The 12,358-nt window shown below is 50.9% G+C and carries 12 protein-coding genes and 1 other annotated feature; of the genes, 10 read left to right on the top strand and 2 right to left on the bottom strand.

Translation table 11 applies throughout. The features are described 5' to 3' along the window. The first annotated feature begins 89 nt into the window (after window positions 1-89). From PCH05_RS07020 to PCH05_RS07005, 4 genes are all read left to right on the top strand, one after another. Complete coding sequence (locus PCH05_RS07020) at window positions 90-593, top strand: DivIVA domain-containing protein (RefSeq protein ID WP_127601659.1); 504 nt, start codon at window positions 90-92, stop codon at window positions 591-593. An 86-nt stretch (window positions 594-679) separates the two neighbouring features. Continuing rightward, window positions 680-980: a binding site (T-box leader), on the top strand. Window positions 981-1,105: 125 nt separating this feature from the next. Continuing rightward, window positions 1,106-1,375, top strand: a complete 270-nt coding sequence (locus PCH05_RS07015; protein ID WP_164766573.1) for a hypothetical protein — start codon at window positions 1,106-1,108, stop codon at window positions 1,373-1,375. Window positions 1,376-1,681: 306 nt separating this feature from the next. Next, window positions 1,682-4,774, top strand: coding sequence for an isoleucine--tRNA ligase (ileS, locus tag PCH05_RS07010; protein WP_127601927.1), 3,093 nt, complete (start codon window positions 1,682-1,684; stop codon window positions 4,772-4,774). A 182-nt stretch (window positions 4,775-4,956) separates the two neighbouring features. Then, a complete protein-coding gene (locus PCH05_RS07005; protein WP_127601657.1) occupies window positions 4,957-5,292 on the top strand; it encodes a DUF5665 domain-containing protein in 336 nt (111 codons plus the stop codon). 3 nt (window positions 5,293-5,295) lie between these two features. Here the strand turns inward: PCH05_RS07005 and PCH05_RS07000 are convergent, their stop codons facing one another. Continuing rightward, window positions 5,296-6,042 (bottom strand): TraR/DksA C4-type zinc finger protein, encoded by a 747-nt coding sequence (locus PCH05_RS07000; RefSeq protein ID WP_127601656.1) that lies wholly within the window; start codon window positions 6,040-6,042, stop codon window positions 5,296-5,298. A 223-nt stretch (window positions 6,043-6,265) separates the two neighbouring features. Between PCH05_RS07000 and lspA the strand changes: the two genes are divergently transcribed. From lspA to PCH05_RS06980, 4 genes are all read left to right on the top strand, one after another. Further along, the gene (gene lspA / locus PCH05_RS06995) at window positions 6,266-6,763 is read left to right on the top strand and encodes a signal peptidase II (protein ID WP_127601655.1); all 498 of its coding nucleotides are present in this window, start codon (window positions 6,266-6,268) and stop codon (window positions 6,761-6,763) included. Then, window positions 6,760-7,683: an RluA family pseudouridine synthase gene (locus PCH05_RS06990; protein ID WP_127601654.1), complete on the top strand. Its 924-nt coding sequence runs from the start codon at window positions 6,760-6,762 to the stop codon at window positions 7,681-7,683. The genes lspA and PCH05_RS06990 overlap by 4 nt, the downstream gene beginning before the upstream one ends. 100 nt (window positions 7,684-7,783) lie before the next feature. After that, the gene (locus PCH05_RS06985; RefSeq protein ID WP_127601653.1) at window positions 7,784-9,037 is read left to right on the top strand and encodes an LL-diaminopimelate aminotransferase; all 1,254 of its coding nucleotides are present in this window, start codon (window positions 7,784-7,786) and stop codon (window positions 9,035-9,037) included. A 323-nt stretch (window positions 9,038-9,360) separates the two neighbouring features. Further along, on the top strand, window positions 9,361-10,002 hold the full coding sequence (locus PCH05_RS06980) for a FusB/FusC family EF-G-binding protein (RefSeq protein ID WP_127601652.1): 642 nt from the start codon (window positions 9,361-9,363) through the stop codon (window positions 10,000-10,002). A 60-nt stretch (window positions 10,003-10,062) separates the two neighbouring features. Here the strand turns inward: PCH05_RS06980 and ytaF are convergent, their stop codons facing one another. After that, complete coding sequence (ytaF, locus tag PCH05_RS06975) at window positions 10,063-10,713, bottom strand: sporulation membrane protein YtaF (RefSeq protein ID WP_281278750.1); 651 nt, start codon at window positions 10,711-10,713, stop codon at window positions 10,063-10,065. Window positions 10,714-10,837: 124 nt separating this feature from the next. Between ytaF and PCH05_RS06970 the strand changes: the two genes are divergently transcribed. Next, window positions 10,838-11,500, top strand: a complete 663-nt coding sequence (locus PCH05_RS06970; RefSeq protein ID WP_127601650.1) for a DUF1232 domain-containing protein — start codon at window positions 10,838-10,840, stop codon at window positions 11,498-11,500. A 119-nt stretch (window positions 11,501-11,619) separates the two neighbouring features. Next, window positions 11,620-12,357, top strand: coding sequence for a twin-arginine translocase subunit TatC (gene tatC, locus PCH05_RS06965; protein ID WP_246049394.1), 738 nt, complete (start codon window positions 11,620-11,622; stop codon window positions 12,355-12,357). The last annotated feature ends 1 nt before the right edge of the window (window position 12,358 follow it).

Raw genomic sequence — 12,358 nt, 5'->3', positions numbered from 1 at the left:
TTTCTTCGGCCGATACATTCCAAGTGGGCTGTATCTACAGATCCGTTCGATAACAGGGAGACCTGAACATTCTTAGGAGGTGCACATCCATGCCATTAACGCCACTGGATATACATAACAAGGAATTTTCCCGCCGGCTCCGGGGTTATGATGAAGATGAAGTGAATGAATTCCTCGATCAAGTCATCAAGGATTATGAAAGCATCATCCGGGAAAACAAGGAAATTCATAATCAGATGCTGTCCTTGCAGGAAAGACTGGACCATTTCCTCAACATTGAAGAGACGCTATCCAAGACCATCATCGTGGCTCAGGAAGCGGCGGATGAAGTGAAGAACAACGCCAAGAAGGAAGCGCAGCTGATTATCAAGGAATCGGAGAAAAATGCGGATCGCATCATCAATGAATCCTTGTCCAAATCGCGTAAAATCGCCATGGAAGTGGAGGAGCTGAAGAAACAGGCTTCCATTTACCGCACGCGATTCCGGACTTTGGTCGAAGCCCAACTGGAGCTTTTAAGCCAAGATGGCTGGGAGCAGCTTGAATCCTCCAGCGATTCACGGGACATCCGTGAAGCCAATGAAGTATACTAGGCTTCTGCTTGGTTGACTTTTGGGTGAAAAAAGGCTATAACTATAGTCATATCTGTTGTGTGCGTCATGTGCAGCAGCGGGTGCATAGGAATTCAATGATGGGATAAGTAAGCTTGGGATATGTTCCCCAGAGAGTTGGCGATTCGCTGAAAGCCAATGTTCAGACCGAAGCTGAAGATCCTCCCGGAGAAGTGAGGCTGAAACGTTAGCTGCTAACGTGCGTAAGCCGAACCGGATTGCCGAACGTTACATCGGCTCCTTGCTGAAACGAAGCTTGTTCATTACGTTAAGCTTTAAAGGCGAGGACTTGAGGAGTCGCTCAGGAGATGTTTTTTTCTCCATGGGCGGAATTAGGGTGGTCACGCGAGCAGAAGTCTCGTCCCTTAGGGGATGAGGCTTTTTTGTGTTTTTTCGATTCCCCCTAAATCCCCCTTTCCAAAGGGGGACCCCAGAGGGCGCCGCCCTCTGGACACCCGAAAGGTTGGCGGGGTGAGGGGGTGCGGGGTTCGAATGTGACGGGTGGCGTAGTGCCCGGTTCTTCCTCGGCTTCCCTGCGGGAGCGCCATCGGGAACCTTCCATGCGAGCATGTGCGGCGGGGCGAGTTACATTTGGTGGAATGGCCCGGTTCTTCCTCGGCTGCCCTACGGGTACGCCATCGGGAACCTTCCATGCGTGCATGGTGCGGCGGGCGAGCTGCGAATGGTGGAGTGCCCGGTTCTTCCTCGGCTTCCCTGCGGGAGCGCCATCGGGAACCTTCCATGCGAGCATGTGCGGCGGGTGAGCTACGATTGGTGGAACTGCCCGGTTCTTCCTTGGCTTCCCTACGGGTACGCCATCGGGAACCTTCCATGCGAGTATGAAGTTTTGATCTTGAAGTAACAGGGTGTGCGCCCCCGTGAAGCGTGCCCCTATCTTTGCAAAGGCAAAGAATAGGGGCGAAAAGCGGGTTAAACATAAGAAGTATCTAAGTACGTTCTCTGTGTCGCATCCGACCTATTTCGGGAGTCCAGAGGGCGGAGCCCTTGGGGTCCCTCTTACGAAGAGGGATTTAGGGAGATGGAAAATCTTTTGGAGGTTTGAAAAAATGATGCAAAAAGTCGATATCAAAGAAAAAGCACGCACGCGCGACCTGCGGGTGCTGACGAAATGGAACACGGAAGACACCTTCCGCAAATCCATGGAAAACCGCGAAGGCAAGCCGAACTACGTATTTTATGAAGGACCGCCGACAGCAAACGGCGCGCCGCATATCGGGCACGTTCTGGGCCGCGTTATCAAAGACTTTATCGGCCGCTATCAGACGATGAAAGGCTTCCGCGTTGTCCGCAAAGCAGGCTGGGATACGCACGGTCTTCCGGTGGAACTCGGCGTGGAGAAGCAGCTCGGCATTTCCGGCAAACAGGAAATCGAGAAATACGGCGTGGAAGAGTTCATCAAAAAATGTAAAGCCAGCGTATTTGAGTACGAAAAGCAGTGGAGAGAGCTGACCGAAGCGATCGGCTACTGGACCGACCTGGATCATCCGTACATCACGCTGGAAAACAACTACATCGAAAGCGTATGGAACATCCTGGCAAGCATCCATGACAAAGGGCTGCTCTATCGCGGTCACCGCGTAAGCCCATACTGTCCTTGCTGCCAGACGACGCTAAGCTCGCATGAAGTGGCTCAGGGCTACGAAGATGTCAAAGATCTTAGCGCAACGGCCAAGTTCAAGCTGCATGACAGCGGAGATTATGTGCTTGCCTGGACGACAACACCGTGGACGCTTCCTGCTCACGTCGCATTGGCAATGAATCCGGACATGGACTATGTGCGCGTACAGCAGGACGGCGAAGTATATATCGTGGCCAAAAACCTGGTCGAGGACGTCATGAAAGGCGAGCATCAGGTCTTGTCTACACACAAAGGCTCCGAATTCATCGGAAAAACCTACACGCCTCCGTTCACGTACACCAAGCCACAAAAAGGAAACCTGATCGTAGGCGCGTCCTTCGTTACGGATTCCAGCGGTACCGGTATCGTACACATGGCACCTGCGCACGGCGAGGATGACTACAAGACCTGCCGCGAGAACGGCATCAGCTTTATCAGCGTCGTGAACACGCAAGGACGTTATACCGACGAAATCACGGACCTGGCGGGACGCTTCGTGAAGGATTGTGATCTGGACATCGTGAAGATGCTGTCGGAAAAAGGACTGCTGTACAGCAAGGAGAAATACGAGCACAGCTATCCTTTCTGCTGGCGCTGTAAATCCCCCCTCCTCTATTACGCGATGGAGAGCTGGTTTATTGAAACAACGGCTGTGAAGGATCAGCTGATCGCCAACAACAACGGCGTTGAATGGTTCCCGGGCCATATCCGCGAAGGCCGCTTCGGCAAATTCCTCGAGGATTTGGTGGACTGGAATATCAGCCGCAACCGTTATTGGGGCACGCCGCTGAACGTCTGGGTATGCGAATCATGCAAAAAAGAATATGCTCCGCACAGCTTTGCGGATCTGAGATCGTGTGCAACAACAGAGCTTCCGGACGATTTTGAGCTGCATAAGCCGTACGTGGACGGCGTGAAAGTGCATTGCCCACATTGCGAAGGCGGCGTCATGGAACGCACCTCTGAAGTGATCGACGTGTGGTTCGACAGCGGCTCCATGCCGTTTGCGCAGCATCATTATCCGTTCGAAAACGTGGAGACGTTCGAGGAACAGTTCCCGGCGGACATGATCTGCGAAGGCATCGACCAAACGCGCGGCTGGTTCTACAGCTTGCTGGCGGTTTCTACGCTCTTCAAAGGCGTTGCGCCTTACAAGGCGGTTATCGCGACAGGGCATATCCTCGATGAGAACGGACAGAAAATGTCCAAATCCAAGGGCAACGTCATCGACCCGTGGGAAATCATCAATGAATTCGGTACGGACGCGTTCCGCTGGGCCCTCCTGGCAGACAGCGCGCCTTGGAACAGCAAACGCTTCTCCAAAGGCATCGTGGCCGAAGCGAAATCGAAAGTCGTGGATACGCTCGTGAACACCCATTCGTTCCTGACGCTGTATGCGAATATCGATGGGTATGATCCAGCGGCACATCCGTTTAAGCCATCTGAATATAAACTGGACCGCTGGATCCTGTCCCGCCTGAACAGTCTGATCCAGTTGGTTGACAAAGGACTTGCGGTCAATGATTTCCTGAACTCGGCCAAAGCGATCGAAGGCTTTATCGATGAGCTGAGCAACTGGTACATCCGCCGTTCCCGTGATCGTTTCTGGGGCAGCGGGCTGACGGAAGACAAATTGGCGGCATACGGCACACTGACGCATGTGCTGCTTGTCCTTGCGAAGCTGATGGCTCCATACACGCCGTTCCTGTCCGAAGACATCTACACGAATCTCGGCGGAGGCGAAAGCGTCCATCTGGCCGATTTCCCTCAAGCAGACACGGCGCTAATCGATAAGGCGCTTGAAGCGGATATGGAGGCAGCCCGTCAAATCGTTGAACTCGCACGGAACGTGCGCAACGAAACGGGGATCAAAACCCGTCAACCATTGTCTGAGCTGATCATCTCGATGGACCGTTCCTTTGATGTTGAAGGCTACCAAGATATCGTCAAGGAAGAGATCAATGTCAAGGATCTCGTGTTGGAAACCAGCGACAGCGGATTTGTAGACTTTACATTGAAAATGAATCTGAAGGTAGCCGGTAAGAAATACGGCAAGAACATCGGATTCCTGCAGGGATTCCTGAAAGGAATGACTCCGGAAGAAACCAGAGCCGCCGTGCAGTCGGGAAGCATCAATGTTACTTCTCCTGAAGGTGAGGAGCTGCAGATTACAGCAGAAGAGCTGCTTGTCGAGAAGCATGCGAAGAGCGGATTTGCTTCTGCCTCCGGTTATGGCATCACGGTTGCGTTGAATACGGAAATCACGCCTGAGCTTGAACAGGAGGGATGGGTCCGTGAGGTAGTCCGTGCCGTTCAGGATTACCGGAAAAAGCTGGATCTTCCGATCGAGAAACGCGTAACGCTTGTTCTGGACGCTGATGAGGAGCTGTCTCAAGCGATCCAGGCCTTTGACCATGTGCTTCGTGAAAACGTGCTGGTGAAAGAAGTCATTTTCGGTAAAGAGGAACAGATGGAGAACGTGGATCTGGCAGGGAAAAACCTTGGTATCCGGATCGCCGAATAACATAGGCATCTCTGCCCCAGAGACTCTTGTCTTCCTTAGTTTGAATGAGTGCCGCATTTTGGGCGAATAATAGCAGTCAAAAGAATAAACGAGCCTTCAAGCGCAGATTTCCTCTGCGGCCTTGGGCTCGTTTGTTTTTCCTTAGAACTGCGTTATGAATCCGAAAAAGGGGACGACAAGGTATGGTGCAAGAACAGCATAATGGCAAACCGGCAGCTACGGAGGAAGAGAAGCTCAGCCGGTTATACTCGCTCACCGCCAGTATCGCCGAACAATTGGAGAAGTCCCGTATCGCCGACTATACCCAGCTTCTTCATAAGCCTTGGCGGCTCATCTGGCTGAATTTGCTGTCGGGGACGGCGCGTGGCGTCGGCATCGCGATCGGGTTCACTTTTTTTGCGGCCACCATTATATACGTCCTGCAGGTCCTTGGCGCGCTTAATCTGCCGATTATCGGAGATTATATTGCGGACATCGTCCGTATCGTCCAGCGTCAGCTTGAACTGAATACGTATTGAGGATTAGAAGAATTCTTCCTCATCTTCCTCTTCTTCAGCCAGCTGCGCCATGTCGATGCCTTCGCCTTTGTCCATGTATCTGCGATATTCCTGATTGCGGACGATATCGATCAAATTGCCGTATATATCCGTTGCGACGAAGGCCTCCAGCGGCTCGACACAGCCTTCAAGCTCCTCGGAGGCTTCGATTTCCATTTCGTTATAGCTGTGGATCTCATTGCCTTCGGCCATAGCCGGCGAGTTGGAGGTACCGAAGTTTTCAAGGGCCTGCCAGGCGTCCTCGCCATCGAAGCCGTTTTGATCGTCGCGTTCGTCCAGGCTCGTGCGGCCAAAGGGAGGCAGCAGGAATTCTTCTTCGATCGGACGATAATTGGAAACATGCTGCTTGGGTGTGTCATCCACGCAATATGCCGTCGTAGGAACGGCTTCCAAGCGCTCATACGGAATCGGCTTCCCACATACAGGGCATACGCCATAGGTTCCTTGGTCCATTCGTGCCAAGGCATCGCTAATGGAATCTAACTGGTGATCGTCATGATCCTGCAGGGAGAGGTCCACTTCACGGTCGTATAATTCCGTAGCCACGTCAGCCGGATGGTTGTCGAAATGGGACAGCTCACCGGTCTGATCACGCATGGACTCATCCAGTCCGTAATGGTCGTTATCCTGATCTTTTTGCTGTATCGATTGCTGACGTTCCTCCAGCAGGGAGCGCAGATGCTTGAGCTGAGAATCGGTAAGATGCTGCATAATTAGGGCCCCTTTCCTTTTGCGAGAGCGGGAGTGCCCCGCCATAAGCCTTCCATTCTAGAATGTGCCGAACGAAGAGGTTTTAGAGAAGGAAAATCTTATCGGGGATGGACGTTAATGGACGATTTCTGAGGTGCTGTGCTACAATATACAGGTCTTTACATGACATGTTGCCGTCATATTTCCGGCGGCCTAATTGATAAGAACGGAGTGACTTGGTGCTGTGTGGTACTACATACTCGCTTTAATTGCTTTTCTAGTGGATCAAGGGACAAAATTTGTGATTGCCAAACAATTGGAGATCGGCGAAGAAATCCCGGTCATCGGCAACTTTTTCGTGATTACCTCCAGTCGTAACCGGGGCGCTGCGTTCGGTATTCTTCCGAACCAGAGATGGTTTTTCATCGTTATCACCGTGGTTGTGGTCATCGCTATTATTTGGTACATGCAGCGGGTGAGAAAATCATCATCACGCAAGCTGCTGCCGATTGCACTCAGTCTTGTTCTTGGCGGAGCGATCGGTAATTTTCTCGACCGTGCGCTGAACGGGGAAGTGGTAGACTTTTTGATGTTTAATTTTGGCAGCTACACGTTTCCGATCTTCAACATCGCCGATTCCTGCATTGTCGTCGGGGTAGCGCTCATTATTTTGGATTCTTTGATTGATTTGAACAAAACGACACCGGAGAGCAAGACCGAAGAAGGGAATGAAATCGTGTGAGTGAAACCGAGATCAGGGAGTGGGTGATTGACCGGGCTTATGCCAGGGATCGGATCGATAAATATATCACCGAATCCTGGGAAGATGAAGTATCGAGATCCCAGGTTCAGCTGTGGATTGCTTCCGGGCAAGTCAAGGTCAACGGAAATCCTGTGAAAGCCAACTACAAGCTTGCGGAAGGGGATCGTCTGGAAGTGTCGGTTCCGGAACCGGCCGCGGTGGAAATTGTGCCGGAGGATATCCCGCTTGATGTCGCTTATGAGGACCGCGATGTCATTGTCGTCAACAAACCGAGAGGCATGGTCGTGCATCCGGCTCCTGGACACGGCTCGGGAACACTCGTCAATGCGCTGATGTACCACTGCAAGGACCTCTCTGGCATTAACGGGGAGCTTCGCCCAGGGATCGTGCATCGGATCGATAAGGATACCTCGGGGCTCCTGATGGCGGCGAAGAATGATAAGGCGCATGCCTCGCTTGCCGCGCAGCTTAAGGATCACAGCGTGACCCGCCGGTATGTCGCTCTGGTCCACGGCAACGTTAGCCATGACCAGGGGACGGTTGACGCACCGATCGGCCGCGATCCTCAGGACCGCAAGATGTTTACGGTGATCGAAAAAAACAGCAAGCATGCCGTCACGCATTTTGCCGTTTTGGAGCGCTTCGGGGATTATACCCTGCTGGAACTGCAGCTTGAGACGGGAAGAACCCATCAAATCCGCGTTCATATGAAATTTATCGGGCATCCGCTCGTAGGGGATCCGCTGTACGGACGCAACAAAGGCATCAAGATGGACGGGCAGGCGCTGCATGCTAAAGTGCTTGGTTTTATTCATCCGTCGAGCGGAGAATATATGGAATTTACGGCAGAACTTCCTGCCGATATGGTAGAACTGCTTGCAAACCTGCGCAGTCGATGAAAGTACAAATGATACGATAATTAGTCCATGGCATTCAGCCATGGATTCCTTCATATTTAGGATATATTTTTTGCAGCCTAAATGGGAGATGAACAAGATAATGACGATCGAACAATATCAAAATACGTTTATTCAAAACAATTTTGCGGACCGCATTGGCGGCTCCAATTACGGTAAAGATACGGCAATCTACAAATTCGAGAAAATCAAACGCGCGAAGGCGCAAGCGAAAAAGGATTTCCCCGATGTAGAGCTGATCGACCTGGGTGTCGGCGAGCCGGATGAAATGGCGGATGCGGGAATCGTCGCGAAGCTTGCCGAGGAAGCGGCCAAGCCTGAAAACCGGGGTTATGCCGATAACGGCATCGCCGAGTTCAAACAAGCGGCTGCGCACTATTTGAACGAAGTTTTTAGCGTGGAAGGAATCGATCCGGAAACCGAAGTGCTTCATTCCATCGGATCGAAGCCGGCCCTGGCCATGCTGCCTTCCTGCTTTATCAATCCCGGCGATGTCACCATCATGACGGTTCCGGGATACCCGGTCATGGGAACGCACACCAAATATCTGGGCGGGGAAGTATACAACGTAGAGCTCAAAAAAGAGAACAACTTCCTGCCTGACTTGAACTCGATCCCTGAAGACATTGCCAAGCGCGCCAAGCTTTTTTATCTTAACTATCCGAATAACCCGACGGGGGCAAGCGCGACGGTTGAATTTTTTACCGAAGTCGTAGCCTGGGCTAAAAAGCATGATGTTGTGATTGTGCATGACGCACCATACGCGGCGCTGACCTATGACGGATTGAAGCCGCTGAGCTTCCTTTCTGTTCCGGGTGCCAAAGACGTAGGCGTGGAGCTTCATTCGTTGTCCAAATCCTACAACATGACCGGATGGCGGATCGGCTTCATCGCAGGGAACCCGCTTGTAGTCAAAGCCTTTGGCGATGTGAAGGATAACAACGATTCCGGTCAGTTCATCGCGATTCAAAAGGCGGCTGCATATGGGCTTTACAATCCGCAGATTACGGAAAAGATCGCGGCCAAATATTCCCGCCGCCACGAAATGCTGGTTGCCGCTCTGAACGAGCTGGGCTTTCAGGCCGAGAAGCCGAAAGGCTCTTTCTTCCTGTACGTGGAAGCGCCGAAAGGAATCAAAGGCGGTGCGCGTTTTCAGTCCGGCGAGGATTTCTCCCAGTTCCTGATCCGCGAAAAGCTCATCTCGAGCGTGCCTTGGGATGATGCAGGCCATTTCGTTCGCTTCTCCGTCACGTTTATTGCCAGTGGAGAAGAAGACGAGAAGCGCGTAATTTCTGAAATTAAACGTCGTCTGAGCGACGTGGAGTTTGAATTTTAATAGCGAATAAGCTAAAGCGTTTGTGGGGCAGCCGAAAGGCTGCCTTTTTAGGTATTTTTTGATTATAATCGATCTCTCAATTTCGTGCTCCGTGCAGCTTTGCTATACTTTTTCCATTGATTTAGGAATGGAGGTTGTGTAGGGTGGCAATGCTCAATTGCTCATTTGCTAGGAAATCCTCATGCAAAGCCTGAACAGGGGCGATACTTTGGCGTGAGGGTGCGATACAATGGATTCGATCGCCCAAACTAAAGCTTTATCGTTGTCTATAACGGCTTTGCACCTTATCTAATTTTTTATTAAAAATAAGGGGCTGAAGAGCTATGAGCACATTATTTATTAGAAACCATCAGTATAACGTCATTAAAAAGCAAACGGAGTTCCTTCTGAAAACACTGCGAACCGTCTCGGACCGCAGAGTCTTGGAGACCGTAAGGTTTCGTGCGGCGGCGACGATTACCGAAGCATTCGATTTCCTTACAGGAGATCAGCGTCACATGCTGGAACGGATCACAGCCTTTGAGACGGCTTACGACTTCCAGAGATATCTCAGCGAATTAGAAGCCTATGTGGTGCCGTTTCCGCCGATTACGCTGAAGCAGATTCAGAAGTTGTTTCCTAAAAATAAAAAACTGAAAATACCTGATCTGCAAACCATCGATTTCCGGTTCGTGACGTATCTGGGCTGGGTAGATGTTGCCACGAACCGGCTGTTCATCATTTATCCGTCCGACGGACAATTCGTCGGCATCGAAGGAAGAATCACGCCGACCAACAAAAAGGGGTATTGCCTGTTCTGCAATAGGCACCAGGAACTTGCCTTCTTTTCGGTCAAGACAAAGAATGCATTACCGGATAATTACTCTTCCGTCGGCCAATACGTCTGCATCGACAATCATGCCTGCAATCAGCTGATTACCGATACGGAAGCATTGGAGAAGTTCATTCACTACGTTCGCAAATAACGCTATCTATGGAAGAAGGCTGCCCCTCAAGGGCAGCCTTCTTTTGCAAGCATCCGAGCATCAGATCACTTGATGAAGACCGATGGCAATCAGGATGATGCCGGCGACCCAGCTTGCGCCTTTGCCAAGGCGTTCCCCGGCGATCTTACGGCCGAGCAGCGAACAAATGCCGATGCACAAATAGCTGAACACACCCGAAAAAATGGAGGTTTCCCATATGTTAATATGGGTGATGCCCGCGTCGAAGCCACCGGCAAGATTATTGATGGAGAGCGCGATGCCGAGAATAATGGATTCCTTGAAATCAACGGTTTGGGATTTGTTGAAATCGGCAGCCTCCGGATTTTTCAGGATATCTTTAATTAACCCTTGCGGCTTTTCGCGGGCCGCTTCTTTTTTTTGCTGCAAGAAAGGCTGAAGCATTACCCAGAGGCCAATGGCCACCAGAATAATCATACCGATAATGTTACATACCAGAGGAGGCATCCAAAGGGCTATGGCTTTTCCGAACAAACCGCCGACGAGCGTAAGCAGAAAACCCATAAATGCAATCACGGTGCTTGCCAGAAAAGGAATCTTGATCTTTCTCATGCCGTATGCGGCGCCGACACCTGCGTTATCCAGATTGGATGCGAGGGCAATGGAGATGGAAGATAGCCACGGAGAAATCATTTGCTGAGCACACTCCTTGTTGTTATTGCGAAAATAAATTCAGGAATTTGCAAAATCCTCATATATCTTATTGAGGAGGCTTCAAAAAAGTGACGCATGGATGCATCTTCTGTTGAGAAATTTTCAACAATTCATGGAAATTAAAGCGAGGCGGTGAGGTTCAATGGCTTCAGAAGGTGAGCGGGGCTCCGGACAATCAAAGCTGGGGCATTTGATCAAGTCGGCGCTTGCAAGCAAGTCGATGTCCATGCGTAAGCTGAGCGGGATCATTGATCTGGATACCGCGACGATATCGCGGATCGTGAGCGGAAAGCAGCGGCCGAAGCTGGAGCATCTTAGCTTGTTTGCGCAGCATCTGGACATTCCGCTTATGGAGCTTCTTTCTGCGGCGGGACTGGAATCCCCGGAACCTAATGACGGAATTGACGAGCTCAAAGAGGCTTTGCGCGGCATCGGGATCCAACTGGAGGGCATCGTCGGTCAAATCCGTCAGGAGCTGTATAAATATGAGGCTTATGCAAGGACGGATGAAGGCAGGAAGATGATCGAGGCTTCCTTTTTGCCTAAACTGGATCAATTGCAGAGCGCCGGTTATTATATTGATCAATTAATGGATTTATACAATGAATATGCCTCGGGGCACCTGCCGGAGGAGGAGAAGCCTGTCATCGGCAGCGCGCTTCTCTATTTCGTACTCTCCGCTGATATCATTCCTGATTTCACTTTTCCTTTCGGTTATATTGATGATGCCATCGCGGTGCGCATCGTTTTGGAGCGTCTGACGGAAATGCGGAGGGATACCGGGGGGAGTCAGATTAAACTTTAGTTCATTTTATGCGGCAAAAATGGTAAAGTGGTAGGTATGAAAACGATGTATGCTTATGAATACAGGAGCTGATCAACCTGCTTAACAACCTGCTAAATCGCTTGAACTGGTCTCTATATGTGGAGCATTTAACCGAACTGCGCAAAAGACTGTTCTGGATTCTCGCCGTTTTTCTGGTGTCGATGATCACCGCAATGTTTTTTACGGGAGATGTCCTGCATTTTCTGAAAAGCCGGCCGCCGGCTTCGCTTGTGACCTGGAATGCGTTCAGCCCTTTTGACGGCATTAAAATTTACATGTATCTTTCCGCGGCATTGTCCATGGTCGTTGCCGTTCCGTTCACGCTGCTGCAAATCTGGAGCTTCGTTAAAAGGGGACTCCGGAAGGACGAACGCCTGGCGGCACTCAAGTACGTTCCCGTGGCGTTTCTGCTGATTATCGTCGGGTTCGTATTTGCTTACTTCGTCGTGTTTCCGATGGCATTTCGTTTTACGACGGATACCACCAAAAATTTAGGTCTTGTGGAGACCTACGGGATTGCCCAGTATTTTTCTTTTCTAACGAATATCGTGGTCCCGGTATCCCTTGCGTTCGAGCTGCCGGTCATTTCCATGTTTCTGACGCGGCTGCGTATTCTGAACCCGGTTAAGCTCGGGAAAATGAGGAAAGTAGCTTATATGGTGCTCGTATTTATAGCATGCATGATTTCGCCCCCGGAGTTCTTTTCGCATATTTCGGTGTCTGTGCCGTTTATCGTTTTGTATGAGGTCAGCGTGCTGATGTCCCGTGTCGTCTATCGTAAGCAGCAGCGCCTGGATTCCAAATACGATGACCGCATGAATTACGGAGCCGTTTAAG

The sequence above is a fragment of the Paenibacillus chibensis genome (genome assembly GCF_004001045.1).
Taxonomy (GTDB): Bacteria; Bacillota; Bacilli; order Paenibacillales; family Paenibacillaceae; genus Paenibacillus_AQ; species Paenibacillus_AQ chibensis.
The sequence above is the reverse complement of the archived record's forward strand: the minus strand, read 5'-3'. Positions and strand labels throughout refer to the sequence as shown.